This is a genomic window from Proteiniphilum acetatigenes DSM 18083 (assembly GCF_000380985.1).
GTDB lineage: Bacteria > Bacteroidota > Bacteroidia > Bacteroidales > Dysgonomonadaceae > Proteiniphilum > Proteiniphilum acetatigenes.
In genome coordinates this window covers 79,970-98,359 of the sequence record NZ_KB905702.1, presented here as the reverse complement: position 1 = coordinate 98,359, position 18,390 = coordinate 79,970, and the positions used below count along the sequence as shown (strand labels likewise).

The window sequence follows — 18,390 nt, the reverse complement described above, 5'->3', positions numbered from 1 at the left end:
AGGTACTTAATCCAGCTTCAGCACTGCCAGGAACGCTTTCTGCGGAACCTCCACATTGCCGACCTGTTTCATTCGTTTCTTCCCTTCCTTCTGCTTTTCGAGCAGCTTGCGTTTACGTGAGATATCACCACCGTAACATTTTGCGGTCACATCCTTGCGGACGGCCTTCACCGTCTCACGGGCAACGATTTTAGCGCCGATGGCCGCCTGAATGGCGATATCGAACTGCTGGCGCGGGATCAACTCTTTCAGTTTCTCGCACATGCGCCGGCCGAAACTCTGTGCATTGTCTATATGGGTAAGCGTGGAGAGTGCATCCACCTGTTCGCCGTTCAGCAGGATATCCAGTTTTACCAGCTTCGACGGGCGGTAATCATGAATATGGTAATCGAATGAGGCATATCCTTTCGATATACTTTTCAGCTTGTCATAGAAATCGATCACAATCTCACCCAGCGGCAGATCGTAAATGATCTCTACCCTGTCCCCCGAAACATACTCCTGTTTGATCAGGATGCCCCTCTTACCGAGGCAGAGGGTCATGATAGGGCCGATATAGGCGGTGTTGGTGATGACCGAAGCACGGATAAAAGGCTCCTCGATGCTTTCGATAAGCGTGACATCGGGCAGGCCGCCGGGGTTATGTACCTCCTTCATATTTCCCTTCTTGTCGTATACCTTGTAGGAAACGTTGGGTACCGTGGTAATTACATCCATATTGAATTCCCGTTCCAACCGCTCCTGGACGATTTCCATATGGAGCAATCCGAGAAAGCCGCACCGGAAGCCGAAGCCTAACGCCACGGACGATTCGGGCTGGAAAGTGAGCGACGCATCGTTGAGTTGCAGCTTTTCGAGGGATGAACGAAGGTTCTCAAAATCCTCGCTGTCAATGGGGTATACGCCGGCAAAAACCATCGGCTTCACCTCTTCAAACCCTTCGATGGCCTTGGAGGCAGGCCGTTTCACATGGGTGAGGGTATCCCCCACCTTCACCTCTTTCGAGGTCTTGATGCCGGAGATGATATAACCTACATCGCCACAGCCTACCTCTTCTTTCGGCACCATATTCAGGCGCAGGATACCCACTTCATCAGCATCATACTCCTTGCCGGTATTGATGAATTTCACCAGGTCACCTTTCCTGAGGCTGCCGTTTACGATCTTAAAGTAAGCGATGATACCGCGGAACGGATTGAACACCGAGTCGAAGATCAGTGCCTGCAACGGAGCCTCCGGATCCCCCTGGGGGGCGGGCACCCGCTCAATGATGGCATGGAGTATCTCTTCGATGCCGATGCCTGTCTTTCCGCTTGCACGGATGATATCTGTACGGGGAACACCCAGCAGTTGCACGATCTGGTCTTCCACTTCATCAGGCATGGCGCTGTCTAGGTCGATCTTATTGAGTATGGGAATAATCTCCAGGTCATGCTCAATAGCCATATAGACGTTTGAGATGGTCTGTGCCTGGATACCCTGGGCAGCATCGACCACCAGCAGTGCGCCTTCGCAGGCGGCAATGGAACGCGACACCTCGTATGAGAAATCCACGTGCCCCGGCGTGTCGATCAGGTTGAAGGTATATTTCTCACCCTCATATTCATAATCCATCTGTATCGCGTGGCTTTTGATCGTGATGCCCCGTTCCCTCTCCAGGTCCATATTGTCGAGCACCTGCGCCTGCAGGTCCTTTCCTTCTACGGTCTTGGTGAACTCCAGCAGACGGTCGGCCAGCGTACTCTTGCCGTGGTCTATGTGTGCAATGATACAAAAATTGCGTATATTCTTCATAATTAAAAGTCTGCATTATTCGGCGTCCTCGGGAACGGGATCACGTCACGGATATTGCCCATACCGGTAATGAACAGCATCAACCGTTCAAAACCGAGGCCGAATCCTGAATGAGGGGCAGTACCGAACTTACGGGTTTCGAGGTACCACCAGATCGGTTCGGTATGCATTCCGGTCTCCTCTACCCTGTTCATCAGCTTATCATAATCCGCTTCACGCTCCGATCCGCCGATGATCTCGCCGATCTTGGGGAAAAGTACGTCCATCGCGCGGACGGTCTTGCCATCGTCATTCTGCTTCATATAGAACGATTTGATCTCCCTCGGATAGTCGGTCAGGATAACCGGACGTTTGAAATGTTTTTCTACCAGGTAGCGTTCGTGCTCCGACTGCAGGTCGGTACCCCAGTGTACAGGGTACTCGAATTTTTGTCCCGACTCTTCCAGTATCTTTACTCCCTCAGTATAGGTCAGACGGACAAAATCATTCTCTACCACAAAATTCAGGCGGTCTGTCAGTTCTTCGTCGTACATCTTAGCCAGGAATTCGATATCCTCCCTGCAATGCTCTAAAGCGTAACGAATGAGATATTTCAGGAAATCTTCCGCCAGATCCATATTGTCGTGGATATCATAAAATGCCATTTCCGGTTCGATCATCCAGAACTCCGCCAGGTGACGGGGCGTATTGGAATTTTCTGCACGGAATGTAGGTCCGAAAGTATAGATGGCACCCAATGCCATAGCACCCAACTCTCCTTCAAGTTGTCCGGAGACGGTGAGGTTGGTCTGGCGTCCGAAGAAATCCTGTGAGAAATCCACCTTGCCTTCTTTGTTACGCGGCGGATTTTCTATATCGAGCGTGGATACTTCGAACATGGAGCCGGCACCTTCTGCGTCGGACGCGGTGATGATAGGCGTATGAAAATAATAAAATCCTCTGTCGTTGAAATATTTGTGAATAGCATACGACATATGATGCCGCATCCTGAAGATAGCACCGAAAGTATTGGTACGCGGCCGCAGATGGGCTATTTCGCGAAGGAACTCCAGTGAGTGCCCTTTTTTCTGTAACGGATAGGTGGCAGGATCAGCAGATCCGTAGACTTCGATCTCCGTTGCCCGTATCTCTACCGACTGGCCTTTGCCCTGCGACTCCACCAGTTCGCCGTTCACGCTGATGCAGGCTCCCGTGGTGACAGGACGAAGTAACTCTTCGCCAAAATTAGCTATATCAATAACAATTTGTATGTTATTGATAGTCGATCCGTCGTTCAAAGCGACAAATCCGACATTTTTGTTTCCTCTGCGGGTACGCACCCATCCTTTTACATTGACTTCCTCACCGAAATTTGTAAGTCGTAATGCTTCTGAAATTTTTGTTCGTTTTAGTTGTTTCATACACTATATACTTCAATATCGCAAGCAACTCACATTAATCACCCACTCTTGCATGAATGATTATGCTACTCTTCGATTAAATTACCCTATAAATATCCAGTCTGTTCCTGCACGAAACCGCACAGGAACAGGATTATCATTCAATTACATTAGTCGTTTTGAGACGAGATGACTCTCTATGGGAGTGTTGTTCATTAATCGAACGCACCCATCCGAAGCATGTTGACCTCTTGTTCTGTGAGGTAACGCCATTTTCCGCGTGAAAGTTTTTTCTTGGTCAGTCCCGCGAAATAGACCCTGTCGAGTTTCATCACCCTGTAGCCCAATTTCTCGAAGATACGGCGGATGATCCGGTTCCTGCCGGAGTGGATCTCAATACCCACCTGGGTAAGGTCTTCTTCCGTCACATAGCTGATCGCATCAGCATGGATCTCACCGTCTTCCAGTTCAATACCGTCGGCGATCATCTGCATATGCTCCATTGCTACCGGCTTGTCAAGCCATACCTGATAGATTTTCCGTTTTTCGTACTTCGGATGTGTTAATTTCGATGCCAGGTCGCCATCGTTGGTCAGCAGCAATACCCCTGTGGTAGCCCTGTCCAGTCGTCCCACCGGATATATCCTCTCGGAAGCGGCGCTTTTTACCAGTTCCATCACCGTCTTGCGGTTCTCTGGATCATCGGTCGTAGTCACAAATCCTTTCGGCTTGTTCAGCAGTACATACACCTTGCTTTCAAGTTGTACCGGCTGGTTGTGGAACATCACCTGATCGGCACGGGTGATCTTGGTACCCAGTTCCGTTACCACCTCTCCGTTTACTTTTACCACACCGGCCTGGATGAACTCATCAGCCTCACGACGGGAGCATACTCCGGCATTGGCCAGGTATTTGTTCAGACGGATAGGAGCATTGGGATCCGCATTTTCTTTGTACTTGATCTGCTTGAACGGCTTTTTCTTTTTCAGCTTTTTCACCGGCTTGGCAGGCTTATTGGGTCTGCCCGGCCCGGTTGATGGTTGGTTGCCCCAGCCCCGGTTGTTATAACCGCCGCCACCGGTAACCCGCTGTGGCGACTGCGGACGTTCACCTACCCGGGGACGCCGTTTTCTCATGCCGCCTTCGCTGTTCCCACCATAGCTTTCCTGGCGGGAATCCCTGTAGTTCGGGTTGTAAGACGGTCTTTCCTGATGGTACGATCTATCCTGATTGTAGGAAGACCTCTCCGAATTGTACGACTGTCTGTCCTGATTATAGGACGGTCTATCCGAATAATAACCATCATGCTGTGTTCTCCGCTCATTGCCGTAATTTCTGTTCGAGGAAGCGTGTCTCTCATTGTTCGCGCTGTGATAACTCCGCCTTGGGCGCGATTCGTCATTGTTTGTTGTCATTGTTGCATTTACTTTTTGATTACTTAATGAAACCTCACGGTTTTTTCTTTTTTAAATCGCATTTTTTCAAATTTCTACCGCCCGGCTAACATGACCGGAACCGGATTTCTTTCAATTATTATTTACTGTTCAATTAAAATTAGTCATTCCTATCTTTATTGTACTGTTTCAAGTACTTTGGACTATTTCTTGTGTTTGGCAGATCAAATAAACTGTCTCTGCCCTTATTCAACGAAATAGTTCTCGTTATGGCAGGAGGTAAGTTTGTTTGTTCTTTGCTTGGTTTACTTCACGAAAATGTCTTCTTAAAATCCTGTATAATTTTGGGGTGTGATTTCTTTCAATTCTTTTTTCACCTGTTCATTTACATCCAAATTGTCAATAAATTCCGAAATACTCTCCCGGGTGATACGCGCATTGGTTCGTGTCAAAGCTTTCAGTGCTTCATAGGGTTTCGGATATCCTTCGCGTCTTAAAATGGTCTGGATTCCTTCGGCAACCACTGCCCAGTTATTTTCCAGATCCCTCTCTATTGCCTCTCTGTTTAATAACAATTTATGAAGCCCTTTTGTTGCACTTTTTAACGCAATTAATCCATGTGCCATAGGTATGCCGATATTCCTGATTACCGTAGAGTCGGTAAGGTCGCGCTGCAACCGTGAGACGGGCAGTTTTGCCGCAAGGTGTTCCAATAATGCGTTGGCAATACCCAGGTTACCCTCGGCATTCTCGAAGTCGATCGGGTTCACCTTGTGGGGCATGGCCGACGAACCGACTTCACCTTCCTTGATCTTCTGCTTGAAATACTCCATCGATATATATTGCCATATATCCCTTGTGAAGTCGATCAGTATGGTATGGATGCGTTTCATCGCGTCGAATGATGCGGCAAAAGCGTCGTAATTGGATATCTGCGTGGTGTACTCTTCGCGGTGCAGACCCAGTTTCTCCTGCAGGAAACGGTTACCGAACAGTTTCCAGTCGATATGGGGATAAGCCACCCGGTGCGCGTTGAAATTACCGGTTGCCCCACCGAATTTGGCTTTGGCCGGAATCTTTTTCAGCACTTCAATCTGACCGGTCAACCTGTATGTAAAGACCTTCATCTCTTTCCCCAGGCGTGTAGGTGATGCCGGTTGTCCGTGCGTACGCGCCAGCATGGGAATATCTTTCCACTCATCGACCAGTGCATCGATCCGGGAAACCAGTTTTTCCAGTTCGGGGATATAGACCTTGTGCAGTGCATCCCGCCACATCATCGGCGTAGCGGTATTATTAATATCCTGCGATGTCAATCCGAAATGAATGAATTCCTTATGATCTGACAGCTGAAGCGCATCGAATTCCTCTTTCAGGAAATATTCCACCGCCTTCACGTCATGATTGGTGATTTTTTCGATCTCTTTGATCTGCCGGGCGTCCTCTTCACTGAAATTACGGTACAAATCCCTTAATTGTTCGAAGATGGCCTCATCCTTCAACGGAAGGATTCCCTCTTCACAGAGAGAGATAAAGTAATCGATCTCCACCTGAACGCGGTACCGGATGAGTGCGTACTCGGAAAAGAACGCATCCAGATCTGCGGTCTTATCCCTGTATCGTCCGTCGACGGGTGAAATAGCTGTCAGTTGATCTAAATTCATTGTAACTTGTATTCGTATTTCCTAACGAAAACGTTTATTGCGGATTAATATAATCGCTACCCCTATTTTGATGGTACAAAAATAGGGATAATAATAGACCCGTGAAAATTTTCATAAAAAATATTTGTAAAAAGTTTTGCAGAAAAATAAAATCGACGTATCTTTGCATCGCTTTTCAGGAAAGCAACTATCGAAGATCTTTCAAAATATTCAAAAAAATCCGGGCGTTTAGCTCAGCTGGTTCAGAGCATCTGCCTTACAAGCAGAGGGTCGGCGGTTCGAATCCGTCAACGCCCACCGAGTTATCAAGCTGTATTACAGCAAACTAACAGCATAAAGCGAGTTGGTACAATTCTGTACCACTCGCTTTTTTTGTTAAAATCACCCTTATTTTTCGCTATTAAGGTGAAATAAGATCAATATTTCTTTGAACTATCTTTGAAGTGATTTTAAAAGTTGAGGTCGCGGAATTGGTTTTGTCGAATTATTTAAAACAAAATCAACGATGGCAACTTTTAAACCGGTTGTATTTACAACTAAAAACCATATTAAATCAGATGGCACGACAAATATCAAAATTCGTGTTTATCATAGCAAAGTATCGCAATACCTTCCTACCCCATATTATATTGAACCCGGATTTATGAATTCTGACGGAAATATCTCATCATTTTATCCTGATGCTGATATGCTAAATTATGAATTGGGTGAAATAATGCAGCTACATAAAAAGAATTTTCTTCAATTGGGATCGTCTCGAACATCTAAAATGTCTTGTTCTGAACTCAAAGAAATACTTCAAAGTATGTCCGAGCAAAAACCGGAATACATTGATTTCATCGATTTCACTAAAACCATAATCGATAATACGGTAAAAGAGAAAACGGCATCATGGTATCAATGCTCAATTGATTCATTTAAAAAATTCTGGAAGAGCGACAAAATCAATGCTTGTGATATTACAGCAAACAGGATGAGGGAATATAAAGAAACTTTAGAAAAGAACGGGATGCAACCGGGGGGGATCAATAATTATATGAGGGGTATCCGTTCTTTATTCAATAAATGCAAAGACCATTATAATAAAGAGGATTATGATATTATTCTCATTCCAAATAAACCATTCAAGAATGTAGATATACCAGAATATAGGCGGCGAAAGAAAAATATTCCTATTGAAACGGTAAAGAGGATTAGGGATGGAAAATTCGATACAGAACGGGAAAACATTGCAAGGGATATGTTCATGATGATGTTTTACCTCATGGGAATTAACGTAAACGATCTATTTAATCTATCCGGTCCAAGATACGGTAGAATAGAATATGAACGATCTAAAACGAATACAGACGGAAATACCTCCATGTTTCCGTTATCCATAAAGGTTGAGCCGGAATTAAAGGAATTGATTGATAAATATAGTTCAGGCTATTTTCTATCTGATATCAAAACACGATATACCTGTTCTTACAATTTTATGAAAGCTATCAATCAAGGGTTAGAGAAAATCAGTACCGAATTCAATATTCCGAAAATCACAACCAATTGGGCCCGCCATTCCTGGGCGAGTATTGCCCGGAACAAAGCGAAGGTACCGAAGGCGGATGTTGATTTCTGCCTCGGCCACGTGAATAACGATTACAAGATGGCAGATATCTATATTGATATAGATTATGAGATTTGCGATGATGCTAATAGGAAGGTATTGAATTTATTACGGGACTGATTATATAATTTCATCGAAAGATTGTATAATCGTTTATATAATTTCCCTGAAAAATTGTATAAAAAATTCTTGCAAAAAATTTGGTGATTAAAAAATAACCCGTACATTTGCATCCATAAAGCGAGTTGGATTCTGAATCGAAAGGTTCAGGGTTCAACTTTTTGTGTATATAAGGATCGGAGGCTTGCCTCGGATTTCAGGATTTTGCCGCCCGGATAGGATAACAAAAACAGGGTCGCTCCTTTATACACATTATTATCAACCTTGAACTAAAAGCTTAACACCCTCCCAATCACGCCGGGCACTTGAAAAAGTGTCATGCAAAATCAAAAAACATACGACGAATTTTTAAAGTCAAAAATTAAAGTTTCGGAGAATTTCGGGTTTAGTCTCGATATAGAAGATATTAACCCGAACTTGAAACCCCACAATAAGCTAATGGTAAAATGGCTTGTTGAGGGTGGCCGACGTGCGTGTTTTGCATCGTTTGGATTACATAAGACCGTAACCCAGTTAGAAACTGTTCGGTATACCCTCGAAAAAGCAAGCGGTTCGAAGGGCCTCATTGTTTGCCCGCTCAACATCAAACAGGAATTCGTCCAGGACTCGATCAATATCCTCGGTTGGAAAGAAGAACCGAAATTCATCCGACGCCCGTCTGAAATGTCCGGAGACGGTATATACCTTACCAACTATGAAAGCATCCGGGACGGTCGCCTTGATCCCCGTATATTCGATGTTGCAAGTTTAGACGAAGCTTCCGTATTACGTGGATTTGGCGGCTCGAAAACATTCCGGGAATTCATGCGGCTCTTTACCGGTGATGCCGGGCCTATGCAAATGCGCAGAGGCTCAGATCATATCAAATACCGTTTTGTCGCAACCGCCACGCCATCCCCTAACGACTACATAGAATTGCTCGCTTATGCTGATTTTCTCGGCATAATGGATATCTCCCAGGCAAAAACGAGATTCTTTAAACGTGATAGCACGCATGCCGATAAATTAACACTCCATGCGCACAAGGAAGAGGAATTCTGGCTGTGGGTTTCTTCGTGGGCACTGTTCGTTAATAAGCCGTCCGATATCACCGGTGATCCGAAAGATGACGAGGGGTATATTCTGCCTGAATTAGATTTGCGTTGGCACGAAATACCGGCCGATCACGTAGAGATCACTGTCGAGAAAAACGGCCAAATGCAAATGTTCAAAACGGAGGCTCTCGGATTGGAGCAATCGGCAAAAGAAAAACGGTTGAGCCTAGATAGCCGTATTAAAAAGATGCTCGAATTGAGAGCGGAAGATCCGGGAGCACACCGTATCATTTGGCACGATCTCGAAGATGAGCGCCACGCAATTGATAAGGCTATTCCCGGTATCACTTCGATATATGGCTCACAGGACTATGAGAAACGCGAAAAGAATATCCTTGACTTTTCGTACGGACGTGTACCCGAATTATCGGCCAAACCGGTTATTGCCGGGTCCGGTTGTAATTTTCAACGTTATTGCAGCTGGGCGATATATCTTGGTATAGGTTACAAATTTAACGACTTCATACAATCCATTCACCGCCTGCAGCGATTCCTTCAAAAAAACACTGTTCGTGTCGATCTTATCTATACCGAAACGGAAAAGAACGTCCGTAAATCCCTCGAACGAAAATGGCAAAACCATAACAAACTAATCAAAAAAATGACTGAAATAATAAGAAAGTACGGATTATCCCATGCCGAAATGGCAAAACACCTGGCCCGGAAAATGGGAGTTGAGAGAATAGAAATCACCGGTAATAATTTTAAGGTGGTGAATAATGACAGCATCCCTGAATTATCAGATAAAACCAGATATCCAGACAATTCGGTAGGATTGATCCTCACATCGATACCATTTTCAACACAGTACGAATATAGCCCCAATTACGCAGACCTGGGACATTCAGAAAGCAATGAAGAGTTTTTCCAGCAGATGGATTATCTAACGCCCAACCTTTTCAGGGTACTGCAACCCGGCCGGATAGCCGCCATCCACGTAAAGGACAGGATTGTCCCGATGGGACTATCAAAGGCTGGTGTTCAAACGGTTTATCCTTTTCATATTGACACGTATAATCACTTCGTGAAGCATGGTTTCGCATACATGGGCATGAAAACAATTGTTACCGATGTGGTCCGCGAAAACAATCAGACTTACAGGCTCGGATGGACGGAACAATGCAAGGATGGCACAAAGATGGGAGTCGGAATGCCGGAATATCTCCTATACTTCAGAAAACCCCAAACAGACCGGACAAATGCGTATGCCGATATCCCTGTCGAAAAGGGCAAAAAGGAGTGGGATAAAATTAATGAAGAATGGATTAACCCCGATGGTTATTCCCGCGCCCGATGGCAATTTGATGCCGCCGGCTATACACGCAGTGATGGCAATAGAGGTGTCACACCGGAAGAACTGGCCGCAATGGACCACAAACAGATTTTTCAGTGGTTCAAAAACTACACCCTCAACGAAATATGGGATTTCGAATATGTCGTAAAAGTGGCCGAAACACTGGAAATGCAGGGTAAACTTCCTTCCGGCTTCATGCTTTTACAGCCCCAAAGTTGGACAGATGAGGTATGGACGGATGTAACCCGCATGCGGACCCTCAACGGCTCACAATGGAGTAAGGGAAAGGAAATGCATCTGTGTTTGGCGAAAGGTAGTTTAATCTTAACAAAGGACGGATACAAAGAAATACAAAATATCAATATTGGGGACAATGTTTTAACCCATAACGGAAATTGGAAACCTGTTATTGCAAAAGCCTGTACCGGCATTAATCCAATCGTTCAGGTGAAAGCGCAAGGTGTGGCAAATTTAACCCTGACATCTGACCATAAAGTTTGGGCACGCAAAAACAACAAGGCTCGACCTCTTGATTATCTACCTTCAACCGAGCCGGCATGGATAGAATCAAAGGATACGAAGGGTGGTTTTGTCAATTTAAAATTACCGGAAATAGAAGAAAGCCAATTCACTGAAAATGAATGGTGGTTAATCGGCAGATATTTGGCGGATGGACACTATCATGGTGCTCGCAATCAATTCTTCATATCCGTAGGTAACAAAAAAATCGATGAATTTAAAAGCATTTGCGGTGAATTTATCGGACATGAAAACATAGCAGACGGTTGTTCTCAATTCGGATTGAACATATCATCTATCGAGTTGAAAAACATGCTGCATAAATGCGGTCACGGTGCGGAAAACAAGCAAGTACCGATAGAGGGTATTTGCCTTAACGCTGAAAAATCGGAAGCGCTTTTAAGCGGGTATCTTGCCGGTGATGGCAATAAAACGGGAAATCAGGTTACAGCATGCTCCGTTTCCCGTGCATTAGTGTTGGGTATGGCTATGGTCGCCCAACGTGCAAGAGGTGTGATCGCATCCGTATTCGCTGGAAAGAAACCAGGCAAACATAACATACAGGGGCGGGAGATCAATCAAAAACAACTATGGCAATTATCATGGCGGAACGGAGATCGTTCATTTGGGAAGATACTCGACGATGGGGCGTGGCGCCCTGTTAGGGATATTACTGAAAACGGGATAGCCGAAACTTGGACAATTCAGGTTGCCGATGATGCCAGTTATACAGCCGAGGGTTGTATTGTGAAGAATTGCCCCCTTCAATTTGATATTGCTGACCGTGTAATCGAGCAATTGAGCAACCCCGGAGAGACGGTATTGGATCCTTTCGGTGGATTAATGACGGTGCCATACCGCGCGGTCCTAAAAGGCCGGAAAGGTATCGGTATCGAGTTGAGTAATCCATATTTCATCGACGGTGCGGCATATTGCAAGGGTGCCGAAAGGAATATGAAAATGCCATCCCTGTTTGACACATTAGAAGCTATTTAATTTCAATTCAATAACTATTTAAAACAATTACAACATGAAAATTAGTCTAACAAAAAGTGATCTGCTCTCCAAATTGAGAGTTGTTTCAAAAGTTCTAAGATCCTCGGCAAAGGAGGTAATGTACAGCACGTTTTTGATACGTGTCGAGAATGACAAATCGATTTCTATTTCGGCTATGGATGAAGCCGGCCGAATCACGACAACCGTTGATTGCGTGATAAAGGATTTTCAAGAAGCATCATTCCTGCTTGATGCCCAAACTTTAATTAAAGCATTAGGCGAACTGCCGGACCAGCCGATCGAGATCGTTATCGATCCGCTTATAAAAGTGACATTCAAGTACTATAACGGTAGATTCGAGATGGCGCCGATGGATGCAATCGCTTATCCTGAACTGCCAGTATTTAACAAAGAGCTCCCGTCCTTGAGTTCATCTCTCCTTTCGAAAGGTTTCAAAACCGTTTCAAAGTATGCATCGGATGATCAATTGCGCCCCGTGATGACAGCCGTGAATGTATCGTCGAATGATGGACGCGTAGCGTTTGCCGGGACTGACGGCCATGTACTGGCAATGTATGAAGAAGATGCCCCGGAAGTTTCATTTTTCAACCTGAACGTACCGGCACGATATGCAAAGATCATATCCGAAATGCTACCGGTTGATGATACCATGATACAGATGTCTTCTTCCGGCAATAGCGTAAAGGCCATGATTGGTGAGTATGCTGTAATTTACCGGCTGATTGAGGGTTCGTATGTGAATTACCGTCGAGTGATACCTTCCAATCCTGACATGACATTGAATATCGACTGCCAGGAACTCATATCTGCGATCAACCGTGTATCCGTGTTTTCCAGTAGTGCATCGTCCATGATATCACTCAATATCAAGGATAATATTTTAAAGATCACGGCAGAAGATATCGACTTTTCCCGTAAAGCTGATGAGGATCTGATGCTGAATTCCGTGCTTGGTAAATTGGTGATTGGTTTCAGGGCGCAATTCCTTACAGATGTATTGAAAACTATTTCAGTCGATTCAAAAACATGTGATATTCATTTTTCAGGGCCTACGACATCGGCAATATTCCGCCCGGAAGGATCAGAAAAAGTGACTATCATAATTGTGCCTATGATGGTAAATAATTAAACGATATGAGTGAATTAACACCTGATGATATTTGGTTCTGCGGGCGCATAGCGGATAATCATTTTAATTCCGGCTATCTCGTGACTACGAAGGCAGGACTGAAGGGCGTGACTTATCACAAAGACGCCCTTGTCGATGGGAAACGGCTCGTTTATGCATTAAAGGACGGTAAGGAAGTAAAATTACTCTGCCATCCTGATAGTTTAACATTAAATGGATTTATAGATTGAGATTATACTAAAAGCAAAATTACAACGAGAAATATCGAATATTCTCAAACATGGGAATATTAACAAACCGGAGAATTCAGGGGCAAAACAGGGGCTTGAAAAAGCCCTTGAAATCCTGAAATCAAACCAGAAAGATTTATCCGGAATAAAGGAACTTGACACTACTCAAGCATGCGCAATCGCCAAGTTTGCGGTGGATTTTAATAACATGCAGCATAGCGGAGAATTCTTTGTCGCTCTTGGGGAATACGTCGAGGGTAAGAAACCAAATGAGAAATTCTACAAAAAGTTATGGCAGATCATGGACGATTTTAATAAAAAACAACTATGAAAGCAACGGATCATTTTAAAGAAACAATAAAGGCGCATTTGGATAAAAGAGCTGCGGACGATTCTTTGTTCGCAGTGGTTTACGCCAAAGAAGGAAAGAATATTGACGATTGCGTCACCTATATTCTGAATGAAGTGCAAAAATCAGGCTGTGTCGGCTTCACTGATCCTGAAATCTTCGGCATGGCTGCACACTACTACGATGAAGATAAAATCGATATTGGCAAGGAAATAGATCCGGGCCGTATCGTGGTTAACCATGTGGTCGAACTGACCGAAGAGGAAAAAGAGGAAGCCCGGAAAAAAGCGATCAATGACTATCAGGCTGACATCCTACATGAAATGAGGAAAACAGCCAAGAAGGCAGCATAATATGGCACGACCACAAAAAACAGGATTAGATTACTTTCCTTTCAACGTTGATCTTTTCGATGATGAGAAAGTTATTCCAATTTCAAGCGAGTTTGGAGCAAAAGGGGAATGCGTTGTAGTAAGGGTGCTCTGCGCGATATACCGTAATGGTTATTTCGCAGAGTGTTCTGAAGCTTTCAAATTTAAGATTGCAAAGCAAGCAGGCGTTCCCCAATCCCTCGTTTCAGAGGTTATATCCGGGTTAGTCAAATGGGGTTTCTTTGATAGAACCGTGTTTGATTCGTTTGGTATCATAACCAGCAAGGGAATACAAAAGAGATGGAAAGAGGCAACGCGAAAACGAGTTGAGAAAAACGAGTTGGAATTTTGGCTAATTGATGACAAAAAAGAGGTTTCCGGCGGAAGAAACTCCCTAAATTCAGAGTTTCCGGCGGAAGAAACCCCTCTAAATCGGTCGGAAAGTACACAAAAGAAAAGAAAAGAAAGTAAAGTAAATAAAGATAGTAATTCTAACGAATTACTTTGTAAGGCTTCACAGCCTCACACTGAAAAAATCGATTACGATTCCCTTATTTCTTTTTTCAATTCTGAAACGAAAGGCGTGTTTGGCAATATTAAAACCCCTTTGTCGGATAAACGGAAGAGTATGATTTCGGCCCGGATAAAAGAACATGGAAAAAGACGATTCGCTGAAGTTATTTCAAAAGCCGCTATGAGCCCATTTTTGAAAGGGCAAAACAATAGGGGTTGGACGGCTACTTTGGACTGGATTATTAAACCGACAAATTTTGAAAAAATATTATCAGGAAACTATGACAACAGAAGTAAAGAAAATACAGCAGATAATGACGCCGAACTTGCAAGAAACGTCCTTGAAGGCATCGCCCGCGCAAATTTTGAAAAACAACGACGGCAATCGTGAGGTAAGCAAATATGATGACAGCCTCGCATCGCCTATGCTTATTTATCAATCGACAAACAGGCTAAAAGCGGCATTTCCAAAGATGAGCGATCAATTTTTCAATTTGCTTTCTGAGAGGATAATAGCGAATGATTTTACTGAGAATAGGCTTATTGATGCTATAAATCACGTGATTGATAATTTCGCATACAAGGAATTGAATATCTCCGATGTGATCCGTTTCGACAGGAAGGTGAAGTTATATACCTACCCGGAAGTTTCGGACCTGGTAACAGCCGGCAAGGCTTCCTTTTCCGACTTTGAAATCAGGGAGATTGACGGGAAAACATTCAGGGTTAAAAAGTCGGATTTAATATGACAATTGAAGCTGCAAAATATATAATCGCCCTGGATATTGCGATATCATGCATGTTGTCGATATTGAAAAAGACGGACGATCGCAGTATTGAGGACGGAGTAGATCAATTGAAAAAACTGAAACTGGATATCTATAATCGACAAAAACAACCCGGTGATGGCAGATGAAGTAAACAAATACATAGAAAAGCGCTACGAACGATGGCTGGACTATTCCCGATATCACTGTTCATGTGCCGGTATTGAAGATGAGGCTACCGACGTCCTGAATGAGGTACTCTGCAGCTTGCTTCAAAAGCCGGAAAAGCAGCTTCAATCGCTCTATGAGAGGAAATCCGGGCAATATACTGAACTTGATTATTATATCCTGCGAATGATCAAGTTGAACGCCACTTCTCCAACATCCCCGTACCAGCACAAATACAGGCCGCTGCCGGTTGATGCCAATGTGGATTATTCCCGCCTCGACATCGAAGATCTCCCTGATGAAGATTATGATCGCCCCGGAGATGTTCTCGAAAAAACGAACCAGGTGCGTGAAATACTATGCCGGTTGAATTTATCGGAAAAGGCACGTAAAGTATTTGAATGGCGCTTTTTCCTGAATGAGAAATTCCGGGATTGGCCGGGACCGGAAACGGAAAAAGAACTGTTCGATTTGTATTACAAGGCTGAAAAATTGATAAAAGAGAAATTAAATGGAAAAACGCTGTTTTGAAATGCCAATAAAACCAGAAAACAAGAAACGCTACCCGAAGAATTGGAAAGAGATGCAGGGTGTTACTGGGATTTTTAGCCTGAAACACCCTGATAGCAACATGTTAATCCTCATCGCACAATAACAAGGCTTCCAATTTAAAAGTCTCGGAAATCCTTTTTTTATTGTCAAACCATGAGCAAAGAGCTTTGATCTCATAAGTGTATTCACCAATATCCTCAATTGTCATTCTGGGGCCACCTGATTTTAAAACAACTACATCGCCTGCTTTTAATTCATTTTCCATACTACTAAAAATTAATTATTGAATATCTTTCAAAGGTAATAAAAAAATCAATAGCATTATATTTTATTCAAAAACACCATGCCAAATGATATTAAGCCCCGGAATATTCGCATTCTTCGGGAACTTCCTATATCCCAAATGACGGATGAAGAGATCGTGAAGGCTGCAATGGACCGGTTGAAATCGAAAGCCGCCGTGCTGGGGTATTTGGATGATAATAGGTGGGTGTTCAGCTGGCGTTACAAAAATGGGGCTTATCCGCTTATAAAATCGTTGATACAATATCTTGAGGGATGGTTCAATTGTAAATTCGTAAAGATTGGAGAGGAGGGATAATCACATGGCAAAACTCACCATCAAACAAGAAAACTTCTGTAATTATTACATCGAGACCGGCAACGCATCGGAGGCGTATCGCCGTGCTTATTCGTGTGATAAGATGAAGGATGAGACGGTGAATGTTCAGGCCTCGAAGATGCTCAATAACCCTAAGATTACCCTAAGGGTAAAACAATTGCAAGATGTCCTGCAAAGACGCTCCGACATAACCAAGGATGAAGCGATAAAAGAACTCTCCGCCATTGTCCGCTCCCGGGTAACGGACGTTTTGAGCGCAAAAGGGATGACCGTCCGGATAAAAAGCATTGAAGAACTCCCGGATGAGGTTGTGGCTTGTATATCATCCATCAAAAAAATCAAAGGAGGGATCGAGGTGAAGTTTTATGATAAGATAGCTGCCATTGACCGGTTGAGTAAGATGTTGGGATGGGATAAGGCTACGAAAATAGACATGCAGGGGTCCGTTCCTGTGAAAGAATGGCTAAGTAAATTCGGGGGTGATGAGGAATGATAAAGGTTCAACCGGTATATAATCCGCTATATGAGAATGAAGATAAGTTTATAATTCTTGTAACCGGGGGACGTGGTAGCGCTAAATCATTCAACGTTTCCACATTCCTTGAGCGGCTGTCTTTTGAAAAAGGCCACTTGATTTTATTCAGTCGCTATACAATGACGTCGGCTGAATTGTCTGTTATCCCCGAATTCAACGAGAAAATCGAACTGGATAATACCGAAGAGTATTTTTCTGTTACAAAAAACGAGATCGTAAACAATTACTCCGGCAGTGAAATTCTTTTTCGTGGTATAAAAACAAGTTCCGGGAAGCAAACAGCCAAACTAAAATCTATCCAGGGGCTCACTACTTTTGTTTGTGACGAAGGGGAAGAATGGACCGATGAAAAGGATTTCGATAAAATAGTCCTCTCCATCCGTAAAAAGGGCATACAGCTGCGGGTAATCATCGTGATGAACCCGCCTGATGTTAATCATTTCATATACCAGAAATACATCAAGAACACCCACAAAATCGTTGAAATAGATGGCGTGGATGTTCAGGTAAGCACCCATCCGAATGTTCTCCATATCCACACGACGTACTTTGATAATATTCCAAACCTGAATGATGTATTCCTCGAGGAGATAGAAGATATCCGGAATAAATCCATTGAAAAATGCAAGAAGCCTGACGGATCAATCGACAAGCATAAATTCAATAACTCAAAATACGCACATGTTGTTATTGGCCGATGGGCAGAAATAGCGGAAGGTGTCATCTTTACATCCTATGAAATTGTGTCTGAAATACCTGATTGGGTTAAAAAGCGTGGGTTGGGTATGGATTTCGGATACTCTAACGACCCTACGGCTATTGTCGATTGTGCACTTTATGATAATGATCTGTATCTCGATGAATTGTGCTACAAAACACGCATGGGTACGGCTGATATCATTAAAGTATTGAAGCTACACAAAGAAAAAGGTCGTGTTATCAGTGAAAGCGCCGATCCCCGTCTTGTAAATGAAATACGAAATTCCGGCATAAGGATAAAACCAGTTGAAAAATATTCCGGCTCAATCAAAGCGGGTATTGATAAGATGCTCGAATTGAATATCAAAATAACCAAACGGTCGTACAATATTTTGGAAGAGTTCCGCAACTATACGTGGGATAAAGACAAGAATGATAATTTCATTAACGAGCCGATCGATGATTATAACCATGCCATCGATGCAGTCCGTTACTGGGTGCTCGAAGAGGTATTAGGTAAAAACAAGCCGCCTCAAAAGAAAGTAGTCGATCGGCCGGTTATTGTGGCGTAATT

At 43.7% G+C, this 18,390-nt stretch carries 17 protein-coding genes and 1 tRNA gene; 13 read left to right on the top strand and 5 right to left on the bottom strand.

Translation table 11 applies throughout. The features are described 5' to 3' along the window. Positions 1 to 6: 6 nt before the first annotated feature. The 4 genes from lepA to purB all read right to left on the bottom strand — a co-directional run bounded on the left by lepA (position 7) and on the right by purB (position 6,231). Entirely contained in the window at positions 7 to 1,794 is a 1,788-nt protein-coding gene (lepA, locus tag F597_RS0115110) for a translation elongation factor 4 (protein ID WP_019540598.1), read from the bottom strand. Between the two features lie 2 nt (positions 1,795 to 1,796). Further along, positions 1,797 to 3,194 carry an asparagine--tRNA ligase gene (gene asnS / locus F597_RS0115105; protein ID WP_019540597.1) on the bottom strand — a complete coding sequence of 466 codons (1,398 nt, stop codon included), beginning with the start codon at positions 3,192 to 3,194 and terminating at the stop codon, positions 1,797 to 1,799. A 194-nt stretch (positions 3,195 to 3,388) separates the two neighbouring features. Continuing rightward, a complete protein-coding gene (locus tag F597_RS20980) occupies positions 3,389 to 4,588 on the bottom strand; it encodes a pseudouridine synthase (RefSeq protein WP_019540596.1) in 1,200 nt (399 codons plus the stop codon). Between the two features lie 305 nt (positions 4,589 to 4,893). Continuing rightward, the gene (gene purB / locus F597_RS0115095) at positions 4,894 to 6,231 is read right to left on the bottom strand and encodes an adenylosuccinate lyase (RefSeq protein ID WP_019540595.1); all 1,338 of its coding nucleotides are present in this window, start codon (positions 6,229 to 6,231) and stop codon (positions 4,894 to 4,896) included. Between the two features lie 222 nt (positions 6,232 to 6,453). On the opposite strand from purB, the gene F597_RS0115090 reads away from it, so the two are divergent. The 10 genes from F597_RS0115090 (at position 6,454) to F597_RS0115030 (ending at position 15,939) form a co-directional block, all read left to right on the top strand. After that, positions 6,454 to 6,528 (top strand) — tRNA-Val (locus tag F597_RS0115090). Positions 6,529 to 7,036: 508 nt separating this feature from the next. After that, positions 7,037 to 7,957: a tyrosine-type recombinase/integrase gene (locus F597_RS0115085; RefSeq protein ID WP_245542045.1), complete on the top strand. Its 921-nt coding sequence runs from the start codon at positions 7,037 to 7,039 to the stop codon at positions 7,955 to 7,957. A gap of 318 nt (positions 7,958 to 8,275) precedes the next feature. Further along, entirely contained in the window at positions 8,276 to 11,860 is a 3,585-nt protein-coding gene (locus F597_RS0115075) for a DNA methylase N-4 (RefSeq protein ID WP_019540592.1), read from the top strand. Between the two features lie 34 nt (positions 11,861 to 11,894). Further along, on the top strand, positions 11,895 to 13,010 hold the full coding sequence (dnaN, locus tag F597_RS0115070) for a DNA polymerase III subunit beta (RefSeq protein ID WP_081624392.1): 1,116 nt from the start codon (positions 11,895 to 11,897) through the stop codon (positions 13,008 to 13,010). 5 nt (positions 13,011 to 13,015) lie between these two features. Beyond that, positions 13,016 to 13,240, top strand: coding sequence for a hypothetical protein (locus F597_RS0115065; RefSeq protein ID WP_019540590.1), 225 nt, complete (start codon positions 13,016 to 13,018; stop codon positions 13,238 to 13,240). 327 nt (positions 13,241 to 13,567) lie between these two features. Then, positions 13,568 to 13,942: a PcfK-like family protein gene (locus F597_RS20975; RefSeq protein WP_019540588.1), complete on the top strand. Its 375-nt coding sequence runs from the start codon at positions 13,568 to 13,570 to the stop codon at positions 13,940 to 13,942. 1 nt (position 13,943) lies between these two features. Further along, positions 13,944 to 14,864 (top strand): DUF4373 domain-containing protein, encoded by a 921-nt coding sequence (locus F597_RS21765; RefSeq protein WP_019540587.1) that lies wholly within the window; start codon positions 13,944 to 13,946, stop codon positions 14,862 to 14,864. Continuing rightward, the gene (locus F597_RS0115040; protein ID WP_019540586.1) at positions 14,839 to 15,222 is read left to right on the top strand and encodes a hypothetical protein; all 384 of its coding nucleotides are present in this window, start codon (positions 14,839 to 14,841) and stop codon (positions 15,220 to 15,222) included. Before F597_RS21765 ends, F597_RS0115040 begins: the two co-directional genes overlap by 26 nt. Further along, positions 15,219 to 15,389: a hypothetical protein gene (locus tag F597_RS22460; protein WP_019540585.1), complete on the top strand. Its 171-nt coding sequence runs from the start codon at positions 15,219 to 15,221 to the stop codon at positions 15,387 to 15,389. Before F597_RS0115040 ends, F597_RS22460 begins: the two co-directional genes overlap by 4 nt. Continuing rightward, the gene (locus F597_RS0115030) at positions 15,379 to 15,939 is read left to right on the top strand and encodes a hypothetical protein (protein WP_019540584.1); all 561 of its coding nucleotides are present in this window, start codon (positions 15,379 to 15,381) and stop codon (positions 15,937 to 15,939) included. Before F597_RS22460 ends, F597_RS0115030 begins: the two co-directional genes overlap by 11 nt. Positions 15,940 to 16,042: 103 nt before the next feature. Here the strand turns inward: F597_RS0115030 and F597_RS0115020 are convergent, their stop codons facing one another. Further along, positions 16,043 to 16,225, bottom strand: coding sequence for a YodC family protein (locus tag F597_RS0115020; protein WP_019540582.1), 183 nt, complete (start codon positions 16,223 to 16,225; stop codon positions 16,043 to 16,045). Between the two features lie 78 nt (positions 16,226 to 16,303). Between F597_RS0115020 and F597_RS0115015 the strand changes: the two genes are divergently transcribed. The 3 genes from F597_RS0115015 to F597_RS0115005 are packed head-to-tail and all read left to right on the top strand — an operon-like array spanning position 16,304 to position 18,388. After that, positions 16,304 to 16,561, top strand: a complete 258-nt coding sequence (locus tag F597_RS0115015) for a hypothetical protein (RefSeq protein WP_019540581.1) — start codon at positions 16,304 to 16,306, stop codon at positions 16,559 to 16,561. 4 nt (positions 16,562 to 16,565) lie between these two features. Beyond that, the gene (locus F597_RS0115010; RefSeq protein ID WP_019540580.1) at positions 16,566 to 17,075 is read left to right on the top strand and encodes a terminase small subunit; all 510 of its coding nucleotides are present in this window, start codon (positions 16,566 to 16,568) and stop codon (positions 17,073 to 17,075) included. After that, positions 17,072 to 18,388, top strand: a complete 1,317-nt coding sequence (locus tag F597_RS0115005; protein WP_019540579.1) for a PBSX family phage terminase large subunit — start codon at positions 17,072 to 17,074, stop codon at positions 18,386 to 18,388. The genes F597_RS0115010 and F597_RS0115005 overlap by 4 nt, the downstream gene beginning before the upstream one ends. Positions 18,389 to 18,390: the final 2 nt, after the last annotated feature.